The organism is Leptothrix mechoopdaensis (SeqCode), from assembly GCF_053893855.1.
In genome coordinates, this window is record NZ_CM132699.1 from 1,246,293 (window position 1) to 1,268,257 (window position 21,965).

The window sequence follows — 21,965 nt, forward strand, 5'->3', positions numbered from 1 at the left end:
TACGACATGACTGCCAACGCCAACCTGTTCGCCGCCCTGCGTGCCGCCTTCCCGGCCGACCTCGACGCCGCCGCGATCGAGACCGACACCGGCCTGGTCTATTCCTGGCGCGACCTCGACCGCGCCAGCGCGATGCTGGCCAACCTGCTGGCCTCGCTGGACATCCCCGCCGGCAGCCGGGTGGCCGCCCACACCGAGAAGTCGGTCGAGGCGCTGCTGCTCTACCTCGCGACCTTGCGCGCCGGCTTCGTCTACCTGCCGCTGAACACGGCCTACCAGCAGGCCGAGCTGGCCTACTTCATCGGCAATGCCGAGCCGGCCGTCGTGGTCTGCACGTCACGCAACTTTCCGTGGCTCAGCAAGCTGGCGTTCCAGCAAGGCGTGGCGCATGTCTTCACGCTCGATGACGACCGTACCGGCACGCTGCTCGAACGCGCGAGTCACTTCCCGGACGTGCACGAGCCAGCGCGACGGCGTGCCGATGACCTGGCCGCGATCCTCTACACCAGCGGCACGACCGGGCGCAGCAAGGGCGCGATGCTCAGCCACGGCAACCTGCTGTCGAACGCGCAGGTGCTGAAGGCGCACTGGGACTGGCAGCCGGGCGACGTGCTGATCCACGCCCTGCCGATCTTCCACGTCCACGGCCTGTTCGTGGCCAGCCACGGCGCGCTGCTCAATGGCAGCAAGATGCTGTGGCTCGGCAAGTTCGACCCGCGTGCGGTGATCGAGCGACTGCCGCGCGCGACCGTCTTCATGGGCGTGCCGACGCTGTACGTGCGGCTGCTGCAGGAAGGCGGCCTGACACGTTCGGCCTGCGCCGGCATGCGGCTGTTCATCTCGGGCTCGGCGCCGCTGCTGATCGAGACCTTCCGCGACTGGCAGGACCGCACCGGCCACGTCATCCTGGAGCGTTACGGCATGAGCGAGACCGTCATGCTGACGTCCAACCCGTGCCGCGCCAGCGATGGCGAACGGGTCGGCGGCACCGTCGGGCCGGCCTTGCCCGGTGTCGGCGTGCGGGTGGTCGACGATGCCGGCGCGGCCCTGCCGGCCGACGAGATCGGCCATGTGCAGGTGCGCGGCCCGAACGTCTTCGGCGGCTACTGGCGCATGCCCGAGAAGACCGCCGAGGAGTTCACCGCCGACGGCTGGTTCAGGACCGGCGACGTCGGCCGCTTCGATGCACGCGGCTACCTGACCATCGTCGGCCGCAGCAAGGACCTGATCATCAGCGGCGGCTACAACGTCTATCCGGCCGAGATCGAGGGCTACCTCAACGACATGCCCGGCGTGGCCGAGTCGGCCGTGATCGGCGTGCCGCACCCGGACTTCGGCGAGGGCGTGGTCGCCGTCATCGTGCCCAAGGCCGGCGCGGCGCTGCAGGCCGATGCGCTGGTGGCGACGCTGAAGTCGCAGATCGCCAACTACAAGGTCCCCAAGCGCGCCTTCGTCGTCGCCGACCTGCCGCGCAACGCGATGGGCAAGGTGCAGAAGAACCTGCTGCGCGAACAGCACAAGGGGCTGTTCGCGGCCTGAGCCCGAGCCTGTGCCTGATGGACGGGCCGGTCAGGCCTTCGGCGCCTGGCCGCCCTGCCTGAACAGCGCCATCGCGGTGCCGATCAGGCCGGCGACCTCGCCCATGTGGCCGGGCACGATCATCGTGTTGTTGGTCCTGGCGAGCTGGCCGTAGGCGTCGACCGCCTTCTCGGCGACCTTGAGCTGCACCGCCTGCGCGCCGCCGGGTTGTTCGATGGCAGCGGCAATCTTGCGGATCGCGTCGGCGGTGGCGTCGGCCACGGCGGTGATCGCGGCGGCCTCGCCGAGCGCCTTGTTGATCTCCGCCTGCTTGGCGCCTTCGGACCGCGCGATGTAGGCCTCGCGCTCGCCGGTGGCGATGTTGATCTGCTCCTGGCGACGGCCCTCGGAGGCCGCGATCAGCGCGCGCTTCTCGCGTTCGGCCGTGATCTGCGCCTGCATCGAGCGCAGGATCTCGGCCGGCGGCGTCAGGTCCTTGATCTCGTAGCGCAGCACCTTGACGCCCCAGTTCAGCGCCGCCTCGTCCAGCGCCGAGACGACCGCCGCGTTGATCAGCTCGCGCTCCTCGAAGGTCTTGTCCAGCTCCATCTTGCCGATCACGCTGCGCAGCGTCGTCTGCGCCAGCTGGGTGATGGCCATGACGTAGTTGCTGCTGCCGTAGCTGGCCAGCTTCGCGTCGGTGACCTGGAAGTAGATGATCCCGTCGACCTGCAGCTGGGTGTTGTCGCGCGTGATGCAGACCTGGCTCGGGACGTCCAGCGGGATCTCCTTGAGCGAGTGGGCGTAGGCCACCCGGTCGACGAAGGGGATGACGAAGTTCAGGCCGGGCGTGAGCGTGGCGTGGTAGCGGCCGAGCCGCTCGACCACGATGGCGTGCTGCTGCGGCACGACCTTGATGGTGCGGACCACGAAGATGATCGCGATGACCAGCACGATGAGGGCGATGGTTTCCATGAGCGTGACGTTCCCTGTTGTCTTCGTTGGTGTCCGATCGTGGCCGGCTGACTCAGCGGCCGACGACGAAGCGGTTGCCGCGCAGCGCGCGGATCGTGTAGGTGCCCGGGCCGGGCGGTGGCTCATTCGATGAGCCATCCCACAGCACGGTCCAGTCGGCGCCCCGGTGGTGGACCCGGGCGCTGCCGTCGGCGTCCCAGGCGGTGACGTGGACCGTCTCGCCGATGTCGAGGTTGAGGCCCGGATCGGCATTGGCCGCCGGTCCGGACGGCACCTGCTGGCGGCGCCAGGTCCACAGCGCGACCGCGCCGGCACCGACCAGCGCGGCCGACAGGATCTGCCCGGTCGGACCCAGGCCGACATGGCCAGCGACCGCGCCGGCGCACAGGCCGATGGCGATCATCAGCAGGTAGAAGGTGCCGGTGGCCAGCTCGGCCGCGACGGCCAGCGCGGCGGCGATCCACCACAGGTGGGCGGGTTCCATCAGGGCGTCCTCGGTTCCAGGAGAGATGCGATCCAGTGTAGGCCGGGGGGTGCGCGGCGTCGGTGCGGCTGGCTCAGTCGTCCCAGGTGCCGCGATGGCGGCGTTCGCGGGCGGCGCGGTCCTTGGCGAACAGTTCCTCCAGCTGCGCGCTGCCCGCCTTGGCCAGCGCGACCAGGCGCTCGCGGTCGCCGCGATGTTGGACGCCCTGTTCGACGATGGCCCGGTTGAAGCGGCGGAAACGGGATGCCAGCTGCCAGGCGTGATGCGGCTGGTGTCCCATCACCTCCAGCACGCTGCGGCCGCTGGCCAGTGCCGATTCGAAGGTCTCGCGTTCGATGTGCCGCACGCCGAGCTCGCGCAGCTGGAAATAGTGCTGGACGTTGCGGGCCCGCACGACCAGTTCGGCCTGCGGGAAATGGGTCTGCGCCAGCTCGACGATCTTCAGGCTCTGCTCGACGTCATCGACCGCGACGACGATCGCGCGGGCCTCGGCCGCACCGGCCTTGCGCAGCAGGTCCAGCCGGGTCGCGTCGCCGTAGTAGGTGCGGAAGCCGAAACGCCGCATCACCTCGACCTGCTCCGGATCGTGGTCCAGCAGCGTGGCCTTGAAGCCGGCGGCATAGAGCAGCCGGCCGACGATCTGGCCGTAGCGGCCGTAGCCGCAGACGATCACGGGCACCTCGGCCGGTTCGTCGTCCTGCGGGTCGACGGCTGGCCCGGGACCGAGCGGCTTGGGCGCCGGCAGCCAGCGGTCCAGCGCGACCAGCAGCAGCGGCGAGGCCAGCATCGACAGCGCCACCGCGCCGACCAGCAGCGACGCGGTGGCCGCGTCGAACACGCCAGCCCCGGCGGCCTGCTGGAACACCACGAAGGCGAACTCGCCGCCTTGCGCGAGCAGCAGCACCCAGATCGGCCGCTCGCCCCGCGCGATGCCCATCGCCCGCGCCAGCACGACCAGCGCGACGGTCTTGACCGCCAGGAAGCCCAGCAGCAGGCCGGCGACGATCCACGGGCTGGCGCGCAGCACCGCGAAGTCGATGCTCATGCCGACGGCCATGAAGAACAGGCCCAGCAGCAGGCCCTTGAAGGGCTCGACGTCGGTCTCCAGCGCGCGCTTGTATTCGCTTTCGGCCAGCAGCACGCCGGCCAGGAAGGCGCCCAGCGCCATCGACAGGTCGACCGCCTGCATCAGCGCGGCGATGCCGACCACGAGGCCCAGCGACGCGGCGGTGAAGACCTCCGGCGTGCGGCTGGCGGCGACCCAGCGCAGCCCGTGGCGCAGCAGCAGGCGCCCGCCCAGCACGATCGCGGCGACCACGCCGAGCGCCTTGGCCGCTTCCAGCCACGGGTTGCCGGCGGCTGCCTCGCCACTGCCCAGCAGCGGCAGCAGGGCCAGGATCGGGATCGCCGCGACGTCCTGGAACAGCAGGATCGCAAACGCCGACTGGCCGGCCGGGGCGGCCAGCAGGTTGCGTTCCTGCAGCACCTGCAGGGCGACAGCCGTCGACGACAGCGCCAGGCCCAGCGCACCGACCAGCGCCCAGCGCCAGGGCAGTCCCAGCGCCAGCCCGACGCCGGCCAGCGCGAGCGTGCAGCCGATCAGCTGTGCGCCGCCCCAGCCGAAGATCGGCCGGCGCAGCGACCAGAGCCGGCGCGGCTCGAGTTCGAGTCCGACCAGGAACAGCATCAGCACGACGCCGAACTCGGCCACGTGCAGGACGGTCTGCGGATCGCCGATCAGTGCCAGCCCGGACGGGCCGATGACGATGCCGGCGATCAGGTAGCCGATGATGGCGCCGAGGCCCAGGACCCGGGCCAGCGGCACGCCGACCACGGCGGCGGTGAAGAACACGAGGCTGGTCAGCAGCCAGTTGTCATGGGCGGTCAAGACAGGGCTCCGATCTCGCGGTGCGGCTCCTCGCGGGGGCGGTCCTGGTCGGGTGCGATGCAGGACTCCAGGGCCGGCAGCGCGGCCAGTTCCGGCCAGCCGGGGTAGCTCGCCAGACGCTGCGCGAACAGCCCGGCCTGGTCGTCGAGCGCCGCATCGCTCGCCGCATGGGCACCGTGCAGCACGAACGGCGGCAGGAAGCGCAGGCCGCACAGCGCGGCGGTCTGTTCGTAGGGCGGCAGGAAGGCGTCGAAGAAATGGCGGTTGTAGCCCGTCGGGTGATAGGCCTCCTCGCGCCCGCCGGTCGAGCAGGCCAGCCACAGGTCCTTGCCGTGCAGTGCCGTGCCGCCCTTGCCGTAGGCCCAGCCGAGCGTCAGCACCTCGTCGATCCACAGCTTCATCAGCGCGGGGGGCGCGTACCACTGGATCGGGTGCAGCCAGACCACCAAGTCGGCGCGTGCCAGCGCAGCCTGTTCGGCGGCCGGATCGACGGCGTAGTCGGGGTAGAGCGCGTAGAGGTCGCGCAGCTCGATGCGCTCGGATCCGAGCCGCCGCACCGCATCGGCCAGCCGGCGGCTGACGCGCGAGCGGTGCAGGTCGGGATGGGCCAGCAGCACGATGACGCGTGGGGCGGCGGGGGTGTCGGGGCTCGATTTCACGTCGCTAACATAGCTCAGGAGCCGGCGCCCGTGCAGCGCCGCCGACCCGCACAGGAGCGAGAGCATGAGCGTCTACGTGGTGGCGAATCCGAAGGGCGGGGTCGGCAAGTCGACCCTGGCGACCAACCTGGCCGGCTACCTCGCCCGACGCGAGGCGGACCGGGCTCCCGCTGCCGACGAGGCCGATGCCCGTCCGGCCGTGGTGCTGGCCGACGTCGACCGACAGGAATCCGGCGCGCTGTGGCTGTCGCTGCGCCCGCCCGAACTGCCCCGCATCGGCCTGTGGACGACCGACGCCGACGCGCTCGTCAAGCTCCCGAAGGGCGCCCGCCATGCCGTGATCGACACCCCCGCCGGCCTGCAGGGCAAGCGGCTGGAGGCGGTCATCAAGGCGGCCGACGCGATCCTGGTGCCGCTGCAGGCCAGCGTGTTCGACATCTACGCCACGCGCGACTTCATCACCGAACTGCGCCAGAGCCGCAAGCATGCCGACGTGCCGGTGGCGGTGATCGGCAACCGCGTGCGCGAGCACACCCATGCGGCCGAGCAGCTCGAACAGTTCCTGTCGCGCCTGAACGCGCAGATCGACGTGCCGGTGCTGGGCCTCCTGCGCGACACCCACAACTACGTCCACCTGGCCGCGCAGGGCGCCAGCCTGTGGGATGTCGCGCCCGGCCGGGTCGCCCGCGACCTGGAACAGTGGGCGCCCTTGTCGGCCTGGGTCGACCGGCACTGACCCGGCCAGCCCGGCGCCGCAATCCCCGCGAAGGGGGAAGCACCCGTCGGCACGATCCCTAAACTGGCGGCCCCGCAGCTGCACCGAACCCGCCCGCCATGAAGGTCCTGATGATCGACGACCACCCGCTGATCCTGGCGGCGATGCAGAACGTCGTGCGGGGCCTTGGCGAGCAGGTCCGCGTGGTCGGGGTCGAGACGGTCGACGAGGCGCGCAACCTGCTGCATGGGCCGCACGGTTTCGACCTGGTGCTGCTGGACCTCTTCCTCGGCGCCCACGATGGCTACGACTTCCTGGTCGAGCTGCGGGCGGCCCATCCCCAGCTGCCGGTGGTGGTCGTGTCGGCCTCCGAGGATCCGGCCGACCTGGACCGCTGCATCGACGGCGGTGCGATGGGCTTCGTCCCCAAGCGCGCCACCAACGAGATGCTGTTCGAGGCGCTGCTGCTGGTGATGTCCGGTGGCGTCTTCGTGCCGGAGATGTTCAGCGGCGCCGGTGGCGTGGGCGCACCGGCCGGGACCTGGCCGGCGGCGGCGTCAGCCGCGCCGGTCGAGCCGCCGGTGCCTGCCGCCGAGGGCGTCACGAGCCCGGCGGCCGACGCCTGGGCGGCACCGGCGTCCGCCCCGTCGGCCGTCCTGTCCTCCGCGCTGGTCGCCGGCGTGCCGGTCGCGCCCTACATCGCCAGCGGCGAACGGGTCGCCGCCCGAGAGGCGCTGATCAGCCCGACCTCGCTGGAGTCGCTGGGCCTGACGCCGCGCCAGTCCGAGGTGCTGGTGCTGCTGCTGGAAGGCAAGCCCAACAAGCTGATCGCCCGCGAGATGGGCCTGTCGGTCGAGACCATCAAGGACCACGTGGCGGCGGTGCTGCGCTGCCTGGGCGTCAGCTCGCGGACCCAGGCGGTGATCGCGGTGCGGCACCAGTTCAGCCCGACCGCGGCCGGTCCGCGCTGAGGGTGGACACATGACCTCCGAAGCATCGTCCCGGGCGATCGTCCAGGCCGTCGCGGCGGCCAGCCACGACCTGCGCCAGCCGATGCACGCGATCGGCCTGCTGGTGCATGCCCTGCGCGCCCGACCGCTGGACGCCACCAGCGCCGGCATCGTCGGCCAACTGGGTGCGACGCTGGCGGCGCTGGAACACCAGATCGACGACCTGCTTGACTTCAGTCGCGGCGCCACCGGCGCGTTGCAGGCGCAAAGCGTGCCGCTGCGGCTGGGCGAGCTCTACCAGCGCCTGCAGCCGCTGCTGCAGCCGATGGCCTTCGACCGCGGCCTGGACCTGCGCTGGCGCGGTGGCCATCTGCGGGTCGACGCCGATCCGCGCCTGCTCGAACGCGTGCTGCGCAACCTGGTCGGCAACGCCGTTCGCTACACCGACGATGGCGGCGTGCTGGTATCGGCACGGCGGCGCGGCCGACAGGTCCTGCTGCAGGTCTGGGACAGCGGTGTCGGCCTCAGCGAGGAAGATGCCGAACACCTGTTCCAGCCGGGTCGTCGCGGCACGGCGGCGGTGCGGCAGCCGGGCGAGGCGCGGCGCGGTGTCGGCCTGGGGCTGAGCATCGTCCGGCAGATGGTCGACGCGATGGGCCTGGGCCTGGCCTGGCGCTCGACGCCGGGGCGCGGCACCGTCTTCACGGTGGTCCTGCCGCTGTCGGCCGGCGCCTGAGCCCGTCTTACAATCGCGGCCCCGAAAGAGGATGCAACCCATGTCGATGCACGACCGAGACGGAAAGATCTGGATGGACGGCGAGATGGTGGACTGGCGCGACGCCAAGATCCACGTGCTCAGCCACACGCTGCACTACGGCTGCGGCGCCTTCGAGGGCGTGCGCGCCTACAAGACGGCCAACGGCACGGCGATCTTCCGCCTGCGCGAGCACACCGAGCGCCTGTTCAACAGCGCCAAGATCCTGCGCATGAAGATCCCGTTCACGCAGGAACAGGTCAGCGAGGCGCAACGCGCCGTCGTGCGCGAGAACGGCCTGGAGAGCGGCTACATCCGCCCGCTGACGTGGATCGGCTCCGAGAAGCTCGGCGTCAGCCCGCGCGGCAACACCATCCACCTGATGGTCGCGGCCTGGACCTGGGGCGCCTACCTCGGCGAGGAAGGCCTGAAGCGCGGCATCCGCGTCAAGACGTCGAGCTACACCCGCCACCACGTCAACATCACGATGACGCAGGCCAAGGCGGTCAGCAACTACACCAACTCGATCCTCGCCAACATGGAAGCGGTCGACGAGGGCTATGACGAGGCCCTGCTGCTGGACTCGGCCGGCTTCGTCAGCGAAGGCGCGGGCGAGAACCTGTTCATCATCAAGAACGGCGTGATCTACACGCCCGACCTGTCGGCCGGCGCGCTCAACGGCATCACCCGCAACACCATCTTCCACATCGCCAAGGACCTGGGCCTGGAGATCGTGCAGAAGCGCATCACCCGCGACGAGGTCTACATCTGCGACGAGGCCTTCTTCACCGGCACGGCCGCCGAGGTGACACCGATCCGCGAGCTCGACCGCATCGAGATCGGCAACCGGGGCGATGGGGGCTCGCGCGGCCCGATCACCGAGAAGATCCAGTCGGCCTTCTTCGACATCGTCAACGGCCGCAACCCGAAGTACGCCGAGTGGCTGACCCTGGTCTGAGCCGCCGCATCGACACCCTGGAGCGAACGCACCCATGAGCACCCCGAAAGCCGTCGTCGAAGTCGTCGCCGCCGACCTGCAAGGTCCCGGCGTGGTGGCCTGCCCGAACCCGAAGCAGGAACTCTGGAGCAACCACCCGAAGGTCTACATCGACGTCGTCAAGAACGGCGAAGGCAAGTGCCCGTACTGCGGCACGGTCTACCGCCTGAAGGCCGGCGAGAAAGTCCACGCGCACCACTGAGTCGTCGTCGACCCTGGAAGACACCTGCGGGACGGCTGAGCCGTCCCGCAGTCGTTTCCGGCCTTGTATCCATCCGCAACCCGAAGGATGAACCGCCCGTGACCCTCTGGCAGACCACCCGGCATGACATCGACCTGAGCCGTCCGCGCGTGATGGGCATCGTCAACGTCACGCCCGATTCCTTCTCCGACGGCGGACGTGGCGCGGCCGAGGCGCTGGCCCATGCCGAACAGCTGCTGCGCGAGGGCGCGGAGATCCTCGACATCGGCGGCGAATCGAGCCGTCCGGGCGCTCCGGCGGTCGGCATCGACGACGAACTTGCGCGGGTGCTGCCGGTGCTCCAGGGCGCGTTGACGCTGGGCGTGCCGGTCTCGGTCGACACCTGCAAGCCCGAGGTGATGCGCGCCGCGCTCGACCTGGGCGCCGACATCGTCAATGACATCCGGGCGCTGCAGGAACCCGGCGCGCTGGCGCTGGTGGCGGCGCATCCGCGTTGTGGCGTCTGCCTGATGCACATGCAGGGCGAACCGCGTTCGATGCAGGCGGCGCCGCACTACCAGGACGTCGTCGCCGAGGTGGCCGCGTTCCTGAAGGCGCGTGCCGATGCCTGCGTGGCGGCCGGCATCGGCGCGGCGCGCATCACGCTCGATCCGGGCATCGGCTTCGGCAAGACCGTCGAACAGAACTTCGCGTTGCTGCCCGGCCAGCGTGCATTGTTGGCACTCGGCTATCCGGTGCTGGCGGGCTGGTCGCGCAAGTCCTCGGTCGGTGCGGTCACCGGCCGGCCGGTCGCCGAACGTGTGCACGGCAGCGTCGCGGCCGCCTTGGCTGCGGTGCAACATGGTGCCCGGGTGATTCGTGTGCACGATGTGGCGGCAACCGTCGATGCACTGGCCATCTGGCGGGCCGCCGGCTTGTGACCGGCCTGAGCTTGACCTAGGCTGGCAGCCTGACGGGCCGACGGCCTGATCATCGGGTGGCGAGCCACCCCCCCATTCGCGGTGTCGCCGACCTCCGGCACGGACACCGCCCACGACCCAGCGAGCAGACATGAGCAGAAAGTATTTCGGCACCGACGGCATCCGCGGCGAAGTGGGCGTCTCGCCCATCACCCCCGACTTCGTGCTGCGCCTGGGCCATGCCGTGGGCCGCGTGCTGCGGGGCACGCACGAGCGCCCGGTCGTGCTGATCGGCAAGGACACCCGCATCTCCGGCTACATGCTGGAGTCGGCACTGGAGGCGGGCCTGAACTCGGCCGGTGTCGACGTCGTGCTGACCGGCCCGCTGCCGACGCCGGCCGTGGCCTACCTGACCCGGGCGCTGCGCCTGAGCCTGGGCGTGGTCATCAGCGCGTCGCACAACCCCTACATGGACAACGGCATCAAGTTCTTCTCGGCCCGCGGCGAGAAGCTGTCGGACGCCTGGGAGCTGGAGGTCGAGGCCGCCATCGACACGCCGCCGCAATGGGCCGACTCGTCGCGCATCGGCAAGGCCCGCCGGCTGTCGGATGCGCCGGGCCGCTACGTCGAGTTCTGCAAGTCGACCTTCTCGAACGAGCTGTCGCTGAAGGGCCTGAAGATCGTCGTCGACGCGGCCCACGGCGCGGCCTACCACGTCGCCCCGGACGTCTTCCACGAGCTCGGCGCCGATGTCATCCGGATCGGCTGCGAGCCCGACGGCATCAACATCAACGACGGCGTGGGTGCGACCTCGCCCGAGGCGCTGGTGGCGGCGGTGGCGCAGCACGGCGCCGACTACGGCATCGCGCTGGACGGCGACGCCGACCGGCTGCAGCTGGTCGACCGCTCCGGCCGCCTCTACAACGGCGACGAGCTGCTCTACGTGATGGTGGCCGACCGCCTGGCGCAGGGCGAGCCGGTGCGCGGCGCGGTCGGCACGCTGATGACCAACATGGCCGTCGAGCTGGCGCTCGGCCGCCGCGGCGTCGACTTCGTGCGCGCCAAGGTCGGCGACCGCTACGTGCTGGAGGAACTGGTCCGCCACGGCTGGCAGCTGGGCGGCGAGGGCTCCGGCCACCTGCTGGCGCTGGACAAGCACACCACCGGCGACGGCATCGTCAGCGCGCTGCAGGTGCTGCAGGCCCAGCAGCGCAACGGCCGCTCGATCGCCGAGCTGCTGGAAGGCGTCGAGCTGTTCCCGCAGACGCTGATCAACGTGCGCCTGGCCGCCGGCAGCGACTGGAAGACCAACTCCGTGCTGGCCGAGGAACAGGCCGCCATCGGCCGCGAGCTGGGTCAGACCGGCCGCGTGCTGATCCGCGCCTCCGGCACCGAGCCGGTGCTGCGCGTGATGGTCGAGGCCCAGGACGCCCGCGTCGCCAAGGCCTGCGCCGACCGCCTGGCCGCTGCGGCGGTCGCCGCCTGAAGCCGGTCGTGCCCGCCCGGGCATGACGGCTTCGTGACGATTGATCCGGCAAATGTGACAGGCAAGGGCCCGCACGGCCCCCGCTTCGTGCTGTTCTTCCGCCTGTGTGACGGATCGTGTGACGGTGGATGTCACATGACCGTCACAGAGCCTTTCTAAAGTCCCGTCATCGGCGCAACCTGCGCCTGGGACTTGAAAGGTCGATCGACATGAAGAACTTCACCTGGCTCTCCGGTCTGGCTTCCAGCCTGACCGCCCTGGCCCTGTTCGGTGCCGCCGGTTCGGCCGCCGCCCAGGACGTCACCGGCGCCGGCGCTTCCTTCCCCGCGCCGATCTACGCCAAGTGGGCCGACGCCTACAACAAGGCGACCGGCGCGCGCATCAACTACCAGTCGGTCGGCTCGGGCGCCGGCATCCGCCAGATCAAGGGCAAGACGGTCGACTTCGGCGCCTCCGATGCGCCGCTGACCGACGAGGAACTGGCCAAGGACGGCCTGATCCAGTTCCCGACCGTCATCGGCGGTGTCGTGCCGGTGGTCAACATCAAGGGCATCCAGCCGGGCCAGATCAAGCTCACCGGCGCCGTGCTGGGTGACATCTACCTGGGCAAGGTCACCAAGTGGAACGACAAGGCGATCGCCGACCTGAACGCCGGCGTGCCGCTGCCGGATGCCGCGATCTCGGTCGTGCGCCGCGCCGACGGTTCGGGCACCAGCTTCATCTTCACGAACTACCTGTCGAAGGTGAACGCCGAGTGGAAGTCCAAGGTCGGTGAGGGCACCGCCGTGAACTGGCCGACCGGTGCGGGCGGCAAGGGCAACGAGGGCGTGTCGGCCTTCGTGCAGCGCCTGCCGAACTCGATCGGCTACGTCGAGTACGCCTACGCCAAGCAGAACAAGATGTCCTTCGTGCAGCTGAAGAACGCTGCCGGCGTCTACGTCTCGCCGGACGACGAGAACTTCAAGGCCGCCGCTGCCGGTGCCGACTGGAACAAGACGTTCTACCAGGTGCTGACCGAACAGCCGGGCAAGGACAGCTGGCCGCTGACTGGCGCCACCTTCATCCTGATGCATGCCAAGCAGGACAAGCCGGCCCAGGCCAGCACCGCGCTGAAGTTCTTCGAGTGGGCCTACGCCAACGGCGACAAGATGGCCAGCGAGCTCGAGTACGTCGCGCTGCCCGACACGCTGAAGGCGCTGGTTCGCAAGCAGTGGGGCGCGATCAAGGGTGCCGACGGCAGCGCCGTCGCCTACAAGTGATCGGCGGTCAGCCTCGCTGACATTGCTCTTCCCGGCCCGGCGGTCGCAAGGCAAGATGCCGCGCCGCCGGGCCTTTCGACTTGCCGTGATTCCGGAGGTCCCGTGGCTGCCACCCTACCCGCCGCGTCCTTGCCGAACATGACCACAGACCACGTGACTTCCGGGGCGCCCGCGCCGCGCCCCGTCAACCGCCTGCGTTGGGCCGATGCCGTCTTCGCCTGGCTGGCCCAGGGCGCTGCCTGGCTGACGCTGGCGCTGCTGGCGGGCATCCTCGGTTCGCTGGTGTTCGGCGCGATGCCGGCCATCCGCGAGTACGGCCTGTCCTTCCTGTGGACGGCCGAGTGGGACCCGGTCCAGAACCGCTACGGCGGCCTGGTGATGATCTACGGCACGCTGATGACCTCGTTCATCGCGCTGCTGATCGCGGTGCCGGTGAGCTTCGGCATCGCGCTGTTCCTGACCGAGCTGTCGCCGGGCTGGCTCAAGCGCCCGCTGGGCATCGCCGTCGAGCTGCTGGCGGCCGTGCCGTCGATCGTCTACGGCATGTGGGGCCTGCTGATCTTCGGCCCGGTGCTGGCCACCTACGTGCAGCAGCCGCTGCAGGCGCTGACCCAGGGCGTGCCCTTCATCGGCTCGCTGTTCAGCGGCCCGCCGGTGGGCATCGGCATCTTCTCGGCCGGCGTGATCCTGGCGATCATGATCATCCCGTTCATCGCCTCGGTGATGCGCGACGTCTTCGAGGTCACGCCGCCGATGCTCAAGGAATCGGCCTACGGTCTGGGCTCGACCACCTGGGAGGTCGTCTCCAAGGTCGTGCTGCCCTACACCAAGACCGGCGTCATCGGCGGGATCATGCTCGGCCTGGGCCGCGCGCTCGGCGAGACGATGGCCGTCACCTTCGTGATCGGCAACATGAACCAGCTCGATACGCTGTCGGTCTTCGAGGCCGCCAACAGCATCACCTCGGCGCTCGCCAACGAGTTCGCCGAAGCCGCCGAGGGCCTGCACCAGGCCTCGCTGATCTACCTGGGACTGGTCCTGTTCTTCATCACCTTCGTGGTGCTGAGCCTGTCCAAGGTCCTGCTGGCGCAACTGAAGAAGGGCGAGGGACGCTGATCATGGACGCAGCACTGCACGCCACCCGCCTGTCGCGGCATCGCCGCCGCAAGGTCGTCAACCAGGTCGCGCTGACGCTGTCGATGTCGGCGATGGCCTTCGGCATCTTCTGGCTGATGTGGATCCTGTTCGAGACCATCTCGCTGGGCATCGGCGGCCTGTCGCTGTCGCTGTTCACCGAGATGACGCCGCCGCCGCAGGCCGAGACCGGCGGTCTTGCCAACGCGATCTTCGGCAGCCTGCTGATGGTCACGCTGGCCACGCTGGTCGGCACGCCGGTGGGCATTCTGGCCGGCATCTACCTGGCCGAATACGGCGTCGACACCTGGCTCGGCCGGACCACGCGCTTCATCAACGACATCCTGCTGTCGGCGCCGTCGATCGTCATCGGCCTGTTCATCTACGCCGTGTGGGTCGCGCGCTTCAAGAGCTTCTCGGGCTTCGCCGGCGTGCTGGCGCTGGCGCTGATCGTCGTGCCGGTGGTGATCCGCACGACCGAGAACATGCTCAGCCTGATCCCGAACGCGCTGCGCGAGGCGGCCTATGCGCTGGGCACTCCGAAGTGGAAGGTGATCCTGTCGATCACGCTGAAGTCGGCCCGTGCCGGCGTCATCACCGGCGTGCTGCTGGCGATCGCCCGCATCTCCGGCGAGACCGCGCCGCTGCTGTTCACCGCGCTGTCCAACCAGTTCTGGACCGCCAGCCTCGGCGAGCCGATGGCCAGCCTGCCGGTGACCATCTTCAAGTTCGCGATGAGCCCCTACGAGAACTGGCAGAAGCTGGCCTGGGCCGGCGTCTTCCTGATCACCGTGGGCGTGCTCGCCCTCAACATCGTTGCCCGCGTGTTCCTGCGCGACAAGCACTGAACGCATCCAGGACGGAGATCCACCACATGGACGCCAAGGTTGACAACAGCGTGACCGCCAAGACCAAGCTGTCGGTGCGCAATCTGAACTTCTTCTACGGGCACTTCCACGCCCTGAAGAACATCAACATGGAGATCCCCGAGAAGAAGGTCACCGCCTTCATCGGGCCTTCCGGCTGCGGCAAGTCGACGCTGCTGCGCACCTTCAACCGCATGTTCGAGCTCTACCCCGAGCAGCGCGCCGAGGGCGAGATCCTGCTCGACGGCGAGAACATCCTGACCTCCAAGGACGACGTCTCGCTGATCCGCGCCCGCGTCGGCATGGTGTTCCAGAAGCCCACGCCGTTCCCGATGTCGATCTACGACAACATCGCCTTCGGCGTGAAGCTGTTCGAGAACCTGCCGCGGGTCGAGATGGACGAGCGGGTCGAATGGGCGCTGAAGAAGGCCGCGCTGTGGAACGAGGTCAAGGACAAGCTCGACAAGAGCGGTTCGGGCCTCTCGGGCGGCCAGCAGCAGCGCCTGTGCATCGCGCGCGGCATCGCGATCAAGCCCGAGGTGCTGCTGCTCGACGAGCCCTGCTCGGCGCTGGACCCGATCAGCACGGGCAAGATCGAGGAACTGATCGACGAGCTCAAGGGCGACTACACCGTCGTCATCGTGACCCACAACATGCAGCAGGCCGCGCGCAGCTCGGACTACACCGCCTACATGTACCTGGGTGACCTGGTGGAGTTCGGCGCGACCAAGGACATCTTCATGCAGCCCAAGCGTCGCGAGACCGAGGACTACATCACCGGCCGTTTCGGCTGACCTGAGCAGGGACTACCGCACATGGAAAAGCATCTCTCCAGCCAGTTCGACGCCGAACTCAGCTCGATCTCGACCCGCGTGCTCGAGATGGGCGGCCTGGTCGAATCCCAGGTCGTGCAGGCCGTCTGGGCGCTGTCGAACTTCAGCAGCGAAGTGGCCGAGCAGGTCGTGGCGACCGAAGAGCGCGTCAACCAGCTCGAGGTCGAGATCGACCGCGACCTGTCGACCATCATCGCCCGGCGCCAGCCGACCGCCCGTGACCTGCGCCTGCTGATCGCCGTCTCCAAGACCATCGGCAATCTGGAGCGTGTCGGCGACGAGGCCGCGCGCATCGCCCGCACGGTCCAGCGCCTGGTCAACACCGGCGTGTCGAGCCGGCTGCGCCTGCCGGTCGGCGACGTGTCCTTCGAGTCGCAACTGGCCACCGCCTCGCTGCGCAAGGCGCTCGACGCCTTCGCCCGGCTGGACGCCCAGCAGGCGCTGGAGGTCATCAAGCAGGACAACGAGATCGACGCCGAGTTCGACGGCCTGATGCGCAAGCTGATCACCTACATGATGGAAGACCCGCGCACGATCTCGGCGTCGATCGACCTGGTGTTCGTGGCCAAGGCCATCGAGCGCGTCGGCGACCACGCCAAGAACCTGGCCGAGCAGATCATCTACATCGTCAAGGGCACGGACGTGCGCCACAACCCGCTCGACGTCGTCGAGTCGGTGGTGCGCTGAACGCGCTGCGGAGCCACTTTCCATGAGCCGAGTTCTGGTTGTCGAAGACGAGGCCGCGATCGCCGAGCTGGTGGCGATCAACCTGCGCCACGCGGGTTACGAGGTGACGCTGGCCGCCAGCGCCGAACAGGCCCAGGCGGCAGTCGATGCCGTGCTGCCCGATGTCGCGCTGCTGGACTGGATGCTGCCGGGCCAGTCCGGTGTCGCGCTGGCCCGCAGCTGGCGCGCCAGCGCCCGCACCCGCGAGCTGCCGATCATCCTGCTGACCGCGCGGGCCGAGGAAGCCGACAAGGTGCAGGGCCTGGACGCCGGTGCCGATGACTACCTGACCAAGCCGTTCTCGACCGGTGAGCTGCTGGCGCGCATCCGCGCCGTGCTGCGGCGCCGTCTGCCCGAGGCGCTGGACACCGCCGTCGAAGTCGGCTCGCTGCGGCTTGATCCGTCGACCCGGCGCGTGTCGGGGCAGGGCGGTCAGGAGATCAAGCTCGGCCCGACCGAGTTCCGCCTGCTGCATTTCCTGATGACCCACCCGGAGCGTGTGCACAGCCGGGCGCAGCTGCTCGACCGGGTCTGGGGCGACCATGTCTTCATCGAGGAACGCACGGTCGACGTCCACGTCAAGCGGCTGCGCGAGGCGCTGGCGCCGGGCCAGTGCGCGCACATGGTCGAGACGGTGCGCGGCGCGGGTTACCGCCTGACGCGGGCCGCCGCGACGGCCAGCTGATGGCTGGATCGATCGGGGAAGGGCGCGATCGATGAGCGCCTTGTTCGGCCGCTGGCTGTGGCTGGTCACCTGGATGAGCGTCGTCGCGGCGCTTGGCGGCTGGCTGGGTGAGTCCTTCTTCAACCGGCTGGAGATCGGTGCCTGGATCGGCGCGGCGCTCGGTATCGCGCTGGGCAGCGCGCGCGACGTGCTGCGCGCCTACCGCGTGCTGCGCTGGCTGCGCGACCCGAGCATCGGCTCGGCCCCGCGTGGCGGCGAGCTGTGGGGCGAACTGGCGTACTACATCGAGCGCGCGCTGCAGTCGCGCGACCGGCTGCTGGCGCAGGAGAAACGTCAGCTGACGCAGTTCCTGTCGGCCATCGAGGCTTCGCCCAATGGCGTGCTGCTGCTGGATGCGGACGAGCAGATCAGCTGGATGAACTCGGCCTCGGCCGACCACTTCGGACTTGATCCGCAGCGTGACCAGGGCCAGCGCATCACCAACCTCGTGCGCTCGCCGAGCTTCGTCGGGCACCTGCAGTCGGGTGACTACGCCGAGCCGGTCACGGTGGTGAACTACGGCCGCGACCTGACGCTGATGGTGCTGCTGCGACGCTATGGCGACGGGCTCAAGCTCGTCATCTCCAGCGACGTGACCGAGCGGCTGCGCGCCGACGCGATGCGGCGCGACTTCGTGGCCAACGTCTCGCACGAGATCCGCACGCCGCTGACGGTGCTGTCGGGCTTTGTCGAGACGCTGGTGAACCTGCCGCTGGGTGAAGCCGAACGGCGCCACGTGCTCGGTCTGATGACCCAGCAGACCCAGCGCATGCAGCTGCTGGTGGGCGACCTGCTGACGCTCGCGCAGCTGGAGGGCAGCCCGCGCCCGCCGGTCGACCGCTGGGTCGACCTGGCCGACCTGCTGCGCCAGGTCGAGGCCGACACCCGAGGCCTGTCGAACGGTCGTCATCCGCTGGACGTGCGGTTCGACGCGACGTCTCACGGTCACCTTCGGCTGGCGCTGGCCGGCAACGCCAGCGAGCTGCTGTCGGCCTTCACGAACCTGTGCAGCAACGCGGTGCGCTACACCCCCGAAGGCGGACGCATCACGCTGACCTGGAAGCGGCGCGACAACGGCGATGGCGTGTTCGAGGTCCGCGATTCCGGCATCGGCATCGCCCGCGAGCACATCCCGCGCCTGACCGAACGCTTCTACCGGGTCGACGGCAGCCGTTCACGCGAGAGCGGTGGCACGGGCCTGGGCCTGTCGATCGTCAAGCACGTGGTTCAGCGGCACGGCGGCGCCATCGAGGTCGAGAGCGAACCGGGTGTCGGCTCCTGCTTCCGGCTGGTCCTGCCGGCCGCGCGCATCCGCGAGCAGACGCTGACGACGCTGCAGGATTCGGTCGCCTGACCGGGCGGCGAGCGCCTGTTCAGATGCCTCAGCGCGCGCGGCGCCGGTAGACCAGGATCGCCTCGTTGCGATCGGTCGGGCGGCGCACCTTGTCGACATAACGCCAGCCCGGCAGTGCCGGCGCTGCTGCGCCCGGGCGGGTCCGGTCATCCCACGACACCAGCAGCCAGTTGCAGGCCGTCGGGTCCAGCGCGGTATCCGACGGCTCCTCGTCGTCCGGCGGATCGACGGCCTCGGGGGCCCGGTCGATGTCGGGCGCCGCGCGGTCGAGGCGGGCATCGGCGGGCAGCACCTCGACGCGGTGCTGGCTGTGCACCAGGATCGCGGCGACCTGCGGCAGGCTCAGCCCGCGGTGCAGCAGGCAGGCCTTGGGCGGCACGACGGTGGCCAGGCGCTGCATCATCGGCCGGTAGCTGCGGGCGTAGTCCAGCAGCGGCAGCCACAGCGTCATCAGCAACAGCCAGCACAGCGCCACGCCGCCGGCCGGCAGCACGAGGCTCTTCCAGAGCGCATGGCGGTGGCGCCCGGTGCGCCAACGCACCAGCCACAGCCAGGCCAGCGTCGCGGCCAGCGCGAGCAGCATCTGCACCGGATGCCCGCTCGGCTCGAAGCCTGGCGCCAGCCGTGCGACGTTGGCGGCGATCTTGGGCGGCACGCCGGTCTGCATCGCCGCGTAGATGACCCAGATCGCGATCGCGCAGGCGCTGAAGAAGAAGACCGAGAACCAGTCGATCGCCGCGCTCACGCTGCGTCTCAGCGTCGGCAGCGCGAAGGCGGCCAGCACCGACAGCGCCGGCAGCGCCAGCATCAGCGCGCGATCGGAACCTCCCATCGCCACGCTGACGGCCACCGCCACGCCAGCCACCGCGAGCGGTGCCGCGACGTGACGCCGCAGCACCTGACGGCGCCATTGCCAGAGCGTCCACAGCGCCATCGGCCAGACCGGCCAGGTGAACCAGGCCAAGACCCGCAGGACGCCGGCCGGATCGACGGCAGCGGCGACGCGCCAGACCCAGGCGTCCAGCGCCCAGGCGATCAGGGCCGAGCCGGCGCCGGAGGCCACGATCCAGCCGGCCAGACGGCGCATCGCCGCGTCGTGCGAAGCCAGGCAGATCCACAGCCCGGCCAACGCCAGCAGCAGCGCCGTGGTGGCCGCACCACTGGCCGCCAGGGCCGGCAGGGCCAGCAGCAGCGCCAGCCGGCTGCGTCCGGGTCGATACGGGCCGGCGGCCAGACCGTAGAGGTAGAGCGTGGTCGACAGCAGCTGCGTCAGCTCCGGCGTGGTCTCGTGACCGAGCTGCAGCAGGCCGAGTGCCGAGATCAGCGCCAGCACCGAGCCGTCGGCGATGGCGCGCGAATAGTCGATCGGGGACGCCTCGCCGCCGAACGCGAACGCGAGCGGCTGGGCTGCTTCGGTGCGCGCCAGGTTCAGCGTCGCATACCAGACCAGCGCGAGCGTTCCGGCCAGCATCAGCGCGAAGGGCAGGCGGGCCGCCACGGTCAGATCGAGCCAGCCGCCGAACAGCTGCATCGCGCCGGCGCCGATCCAGTAGGGCAGCAGGCTGCCGGTGCTGCCCACGCCGGCCAGCATCGGGTGCAGCCAGCCCGCGTCGCCCTGGTGCAGCGACATCATGTAGCCGACCGCCATCACGTCGGCGTTCTTCCACGGGTCGCGCCCGAAGATGCCGGGCAGGACATAGGCAGCACAGAGCAGCCACAGCGCCAGCCGGGGCAGGGCCTGGACGGCCCGTTGGGTCACGAGAGCGGGGTTGGGCGTGTTCACGTTGAGGCGGGCACCTGAAGGCGGCGAAGGATTCTTGCAGCTTCCGGTCCGGCCATGAAAAAAGGCAGCCGAGGCTGCCTTCGATCGTTCCGGAGCGGGCTCCGGGTCAGCGCTTGATGCCGACCTTGAACTTGTTGCGGAACTTCTCGACGCGACCACCGAGGTTGTCGACGCTCTTCTGCTGGCCGGTGTAGAACGGATGGGTCTCGCTGGTGGTTTCCAGCTTGAACAGCGGCAGCTCGCGGCCGTCTTCCATCTTGATGTTCTCGCGCGTCGGGGCGCAGGAGCGGGTCACGAACTTGAAGCCGTTGGACAGGTCGACGAAGCAGACGTCGCGGTAGTTCGGGTGGATGCCGTCTTTCATGGGGAACCTCGCTGTGTGCCAGCAGCCACGTCGCACCATGCGAGCGCACTTTCTGACAGCGGAAAAACAAAAATTATAGCGTGCCGGCCTCAGCCGCCGCGCCGCATCAGGTCGAAGAAGTCGACGTTGCTCTTGGTCGCCTTCATCTTCTCGAGGATGAACTCCATCGCCTCGATCTCGTCCATCGGGTAGAGCAGCTTTCGCAGGATCCAGGTCTTCTGCAGGATTTCCGGCTTGAGCAGCAGTTCCTCGCGCCGCGTGCCGCTCTTGTTGAGCAGGATCGACGGGTAGACGCGCTTCTCGGCCATCCGACGGTCGAGGTGGATCTCGCTGTTGCCGGTGCCCTTGAACTCTTCGTAGATCACCTCGTCCATGCGACTGCCGGTGTCGACCAGCGCGGTGCCGATGATGGTCAGCGAGCCGCCTTCCTCGACATTGCGGGCCGCACCGAAGAAACGCTTCGGGCGCTGCAGCGCATTGGCGTCGACACCGCCGGTCAGCACCTTGCCGGACGAGGGCAGGACGTTGTTGTAGGCACGCGCCAGTCGGGTGATCGAGTCCAGCAGGATCACGACGTCCTTGCGCAGCTCGACCAGGCGCTTGGCGCGCTCGATCACCATCTCGGCGACCTGCACGTGGCGGGCGGCAGGCTCGTCGAAGGTCGAGCTGATGACCTCGCCGCGCACGGTGCGCTGCATCTCGGTCACTTCCTCGGGCCGTTCGTCGACCAGCAGGACGATCAGGTGGACGTCCGGGTGGTTGGCCACCAGCGAGTGCGCCAGGTGCTGCATCATGACCGTCTTGCCGCTCTTGGGCGGGGCGACGAGCAGGGCGCGCTGGCCTTTGCCGATGGGGGCGATCAGGTCGATGATGCGGCTGGTGATGTTCTCTTCACCGCGCACGTCACGCTCCAGCCGGAACTGTTCCTTGGGGAACAGCGGCGTGAGGTTCTCGAACATGATCTTGTTCTTGTTCTCCTCGGGCGTCAGGTCGTTGACCCGATCGACCTTCACCAGCGCGAAATAGCGTTCGCCGTCCTTGGGGACACGAACCTCGCCTTCGATCATGTCGCCGGTGTGGAGATTGAAACGCCGGATCTGGCTCGGCGACAGGTAGATGTCGTCGGTGCTGGCCAGGAAACTCGTGTCCGGCGAGCGCAGGAAGCCGAAGCCGTCGGGCAGAACCTCCAGCACGCCGTCCCCGAAGATCTGCTCGCCCTGGCGGGCGCGCTTTTTCATGATCGCGAACATCAGTTCCTGCTTGCGCAGGCGGCTGGCGTTCTCGATCTCCAACGTCTCGGCCATCTGGACCAGCGCCGAGATGTGCAGAGCCTTGAGTTCGGAAAGGTGCATGGGATTGAACCCGGAAGTCAGCGTGTGGAGAAATCCCGCGCCG

General features: G+C 69.3%; 22 protein-coding genes. 15 read left to right on the top strand and 7 right to left on the bottom strand.

Features of this window, described 5'->3' with window-relative positions; translation table 11 throughout:
• Nucleotides 1-6 precede the first annotated feature (6 nt).
• Nucleotides 7-1,539: a malonate--CoA ligase gene (locus ACWA7K_RS05640; RefSeq protein ID WP_456166488.1), complete on the top strand. Its 1,533-nt coding sequence runs from the start codon at nucleotides 7-9 to the stop codon at nucleotides 1,537-1,539.
• Between the two features lie 30 nt (nucleotides 1,540-1,569).
• On the opposite strand, the gene ACWA7K_RS05645 is transcribed toward ACWA7K_RS05640, so the two are convergent.
• From ACWA7K_RS05645 to kefF, 4 genes are all read right to left on the bottom strand, one after another.
• A complete protein-coding gene (locus ACWA7K_RS05645; RefSeq protein WP_456166490.1) occupies nucleotides 1,570-2,493 on the bottom strand; it encodes an SPFH domain-containing protein in 924 nt (307 codons plus the stop codon).
• Nucleotides 2,494-2,545: 52 nt separating this feature from the next.
• The gene (locus ACWA7K_RS05650) at nucleotides 2,546-2,977 is read right to left on the bottom strand and encodes an NfeD family protein (RefSeq protein ID WP_456166492.1); all 432 of its coding nucleotides are present in this window, start codon (nucleotides 2,975-2,977) and stop codon (nucleotides 2,546-2,548) included.
• A gap of 73 nt (nucleotides 2,978-3,050) precedes the next feature.
• Nucleotides 3,051-4,865, bottom strand: a complete 1,815-nt coding sequence (gene kefC / locus ACWA7K_RS05655; protein WP_456166494.1) for a glutathione-regulated potassium-efflux system protein KefC — start codon at nucleotides 4,863-4,865, stop codon at nucleotides 3,051-3,053.
• Complete coding sequence (gene kefF / locus ACWA7K_RS05660) at nucleotides 4,862-5,590, bottom strand: glutathione-regulated potassium-efflux system oxidoreductase KefF (protein ID WP_456166496.1); 729 nt, start codon at nucleotides 5,588-5,590, stop codon at nucleotides 4,862-4,864. The genes kefC and kefF overlap by 4 nt, the downstream gene beginning before the upstream one ends.
• Between kefF and ACWA7K_RS05665 the strand changes: the two genes are divergently transcribed.
• The 14 genes from ACWA7K_RS05665 (at nucleotide 5,589) to phoR (ending at nucleotide 18,423) form a co-directional block, all read left to right on the top strand.
• Complete coding sequence (locus ACWA7K_RS05665; RefSeq protein WP_456166498.1) at nucleotides 5,589-6,260, top strand: ParA family protein; 672 nt, start codon at nucleotides 5,589-5,591, stop codon at nucleotides 6,258-6,260. The genes kefF and ACWA7K_RS05665 overlap by 2 nt on opposite strands.
• 98 nt (nucleotides 6,261-6,358) lie before the next feature.
• Nucleotides 6,359-7,210 carry a response regulator transcription factor gene (locus tag ACWA7K_RS05670; RefSeq protein WP_456166500.1) on the top strand — a complete coding sequence of 284 codons (852 nt, stop codon included), beginning with the start codon at nucleotides 6,359-6,361 and terminating at the stop codon, nucleotides 7,208-7,210.
• Between the two features lie 10 nt (nucleotides 7,211-7,220).
• Nucleotides 7,221-7,925, top strand: coding sequence for a sensor histidine kinase (locus ACWA7K_RS05675; protein WP_456166502.1), 705 nt, complete (start codon nucleotides 7,221-7,223; stop codon nucleotides 7,923-7,925).
• Nucleotides 7,926-7,956: 31 nt separating this feature from the next.
• Entirely contained in the window at nucleotides 7,957-8,901 is a 945-nt protein-coding gene (locus ACWA7K_RS05680; RefSeq protein WP_456166504.1) for a branched-chain amino acid transaminase, read from the top strand.
• 34 nt (nucleotides 8,902-8,935) lie between these two features.
• Nucleotides 8,936-9,142, top strand: a complete 207-nt coding sequence (locus tag ACWA7K_RS05685; protein WP_456166506.1) for a zinc-finger domain-containing protein — start codon at nucleotides 8,936-8,938, stop codon at nucleotides 9,140-9,142.
• A gap of 152 nt (nucleotides 9,143-9,294) precedes the next feature.
• Nucleotides 9,295-10,062 (top strand): dihydropteroate synthase, encoded by a 768-nt coding sequence (gene folP, locus ACWA7K_RS05690; protein ID WP_456168693.1) that lies wholly within the window; start codon nucleotides 9,295-9,297, stop codon nucleotides 10,060-10,062.
• 130 nt (nucleotides 10,063-10,192) lie between these two features.
• The gene (glmM, locus tag ACWA7K_RS05695) at nucleotides 10,193-11,527 is read left to right on the top strand and encodes a phosphoglucosamine mutase (RefSeq protein ID WP_456166508.1); all 1,335 of its coding nucleotides are present in this window, start codon (nucleotides 10,193-10,195) and stop codon (nucleotides 11,525-11,527) included.
• Nucleotides 11,528-11,736: 209 nt separating this feature from the next.
• Entirely contained in the window at nucleotides 11,737-12,786 is a 1,050-nt protein-coding gene (gene pstS / locus ACWA7K_RS05700; protein WP_456166510.1) for a phosphate ABC transporter substrate-binding protein PstS, read from the top strand.
• Between the two features lie 138 nt (nucleotides 12,787-12,924).
• Nucleotides 12,925-13,902, top strand: a complete 978-nt coding sequence (gene pstC, locus ACWA7K_RS05705; RefSeq protein ID WP_456166512.1) for a phosphate ABC transporter permease subunit PstC — start codon at nucleotides 12,925-12,927, stop codon at nucleotides 13,900-13,902.
• Nucleotides 13,903-13,904: 2 nt separating this feature from the next.
• On the top strand, nucleotides 13,905-14,768 hold the full coding sequence (gene pstA, locus ACWA7K_RS05710) for a phosphate ABC transporter permease PstA (RefSeq protein ID WP_456166514.1): 864 nt from the start codon (nucleotides 13,905-13,907) through the stop codon (nucleotides 14,766-14,768).
• Nucleotides 14,769-14,794: 26 nt separating this feature from the next.
• Nucleotides 14,795-15,580, top strand: a complete 786-nt coding sequence (pstB, locus tag ACWA7K_RS05715) for a phosphate ABC transporter ATP-binding protein PstB (protein WP_456166516.1) — start codon at nucleotides 14,795-14,797, stop codon at nucleotides 15,578-15,580.
• A 21-nt stretch (nucleotides 15,581-15,601) separates the two neighbouring features.
• The gene (gene phoU, locus ACWA7K_RS05720) at nucleotides 15,602-16,306 is read left to right on the top strand and encodes a phosphate signaling complex protein PhoU (protein WP_456166518.1); all 705 of its coding nucleotides are present in this window, start codon (nucleotides 15,602-15,604) and stop codon (nucleotides 16,304-16,306) included.
• Nucleotides 16,307-16,328: 22 nt separating this feature from the next.
• Nucleotides 16,329-17,030: a phosphate regulon transcriptional regulator PhoB gene (phoB, locus tag ACWA7K_RS05725; RefSeq protein ID WP_456166520.1), complete on the top strand. Its 702-nt coding sequence runs from the start codon at nucleotides 16,329-16,331 to the stop codon at nucleotides 17,028-17,030.
• A 31-nt stretch (nucleotides 17,031-17,061) separates the two neighbouring features.
• On the top strand, nucleotides 17,062-18,423 hold the full coding sequence (phoR, locus tag ACWA7K_RS05730; protein ID WP_456166521.1) for a phosphate regulon sensor histidine kinase PhoR: 1,362 nt from the start codon (nucleotides 17,062-17,064) through the stop codon (nucleotides 18,421-18,423).
• Between the two features lie 28 nt (nucleotides 18,424-18,451).
• Here the strand turns inward: phoR and ACWA7K_RS05735 are convergent, their stop codons facing one another.
• From ACWA7K_RS05735 to rho, 3 genes are all read right to left on the bottom strand, one after another.
• Complete coding sequence (locus tag ACWA7K_RS05735) at nucleotides 18,452-20,206, bottom strand: ArnT family glycosyltransferase (protein ID WP_456166523.1); 1,755 nt, start codon at nucleotides 20,204-20,206, stop codon at nucleotides 18,452-18,454.
• A 106-nt stretch (nucleotides 20,207-20,312) separates the two neighbouring features.
• Nucleotides 20,313-20,570, bottom strand: a complete 258-nt coding sequence (locus ACWA7K_RS05740) for a type B 50S ribosomal protein L31 (RefSeq protein WP_456166525.1) — start codon at nucleotides 20,568-20,570, stop codon at nucleotides 20,313-20,315.
• An 89-nt stretch (nucleotides 20,571-20,659) separates the two neighbouring features.
• Entirely contained in the window at nucleotides 20,660-21,922 is a 1,263-nt protein-coding gene (gene rho, locus ACWA7K_RS05745) for a transcription termination factor Rho (RefSeq protein WP_456166527.1), read from the bottom strand.
• Nucleotides 21,923-21,965 lie beyond the last annotated feature (43 nt).

Coding starts and splice junctions, on each gene's coding strand:
- ACWA7K_RS05640 (WP_456166488.1), top strand. CDS start 7: ATGACTGCCAACGCCAACCTGTTCGCCGCCCTGCGTGCCGCCTTCCCG.
- ACWA7K_RS05645 (WP_456166490.1), bottom strand. CDS start 2,493: ATGGAAACCATCGCCCTCATCGTGCTGGTCATCGCGATCATCTTCGTG.
- ACWA7K_RS05650 (WP_456166492.1), bottom strand. CDS start 2,977: ATGGAACCCGCCCACCTGTGGTGGATCGCCGCCGCGCTGGCCGTCGCG.
- ACWA7K_RS05665 (WP_456166498.1), top strand. CDS start 5,589: ATGAGCGTCTACGTGGTGGCGAATCCGAAGGGCGGGGTCGGCAAGTCG.
- kefF (WP_456166496.1), bottom strand. CDS start 5,590: ATGCTCTCGCTCCTGTGCGGGTCGGCGGCGCTGCACGGGCGCCGGCTC.
- ACWA7K_RS05670 (WP_456166500.1), top strand. CDS start 6,359: ATGAAGGTCCTGATGATCGACGACCACCCGCTGATCCTGGCGGCGATG.
- ACWA7K_RS05675 (WP_456166502.1), top strand. CDS start 7,221: ATGACCTCCGAAGCATCGTCCCGGGCGATCGTCCAGGCCGTCGCGGCG.
- ACWA7K_RS05680 (WP_456166504.1), top strand. CDS start 7,957: ATGCAACCCATGTCGATGCACGACCGAGACGGAAAGATCTGGATGGAC.
- ACWA7K_RS05685 (WP_456166506.1), top strand. CDS start 8,936: ATGAGCACCCCGAAAGCCGTCGTCGAAGTCGTCGCCGCCGACCTGCAA.
- folP (WP_456168693.1), top strand. CDS start 9,295: ATGGGCATCGTCAACGTCACGCCCGATTCCTTCTCCGACGGCGGACGT.
- glmM (WP_456166508.1), top strand. CDS start 10,193: ATGAGCAGAAAGTATTTCGGCACCGACGGCATCCGCGGCGAAGTGGGC.
- pstS (WP_456166510.1), top strand. CDS start 11,737: ATGAAGAACTTCACCTGGCTCTCCGGTCTGGCTTCCAGCCTGACCGCC.
- pstC (WP_456166512.1), top strand. CDS start 12,925: ATGACCACAGACCACGTGACTTCCGGGGCGCCCGCGCCGCGCCCCGTC.
- pstA (WP_456166514.1), top strand. CDS start 13,905: ATGGACGCAGCACTGCACGCCACCCGCCTGTCGCGGCATCGCCGCCGC.
- pstB (WP_456166516.1), top strand. CDS start 14,795: ATGGACGCCAAGGTTGACAACAGCGTGACCGCCAAGACCAAGCTGTCG.
- phoU (WP_456166518.1), top strand. CDS start 15,602: ATGGAAAAGCATCTCTCCAGCCAGTTCGACGCCGAACTCAGCTCGATC.
- phoB (WP_456166520.1), top strand. CDS start 16,329: ATGAGCCGAGTTCTGGTTGTCGAAGACGAGGCCGCGATCGCCGAGCTG.
- phoR (WP_456166521.1), top strand. CDS start 17,062: ATGAGCGCCTTGTTCGGCCGCTGGCTGTGGCTGGTCACCTGGATGAGC.
- ACWA7K_RS05740 (WP_456166525.1), bottom strand. CDS start 20,570: ATGAAAGACGGCATCCACCCGAACTACCGCGACGTCTGCTTCGTCGAC.
- rho (WP_456166527.1), bottom strand. CDS start 21,922: ATGCACCTTTCCGAACTCAAGGCTCTGCACATCTCGGCGCTGGTCCAG.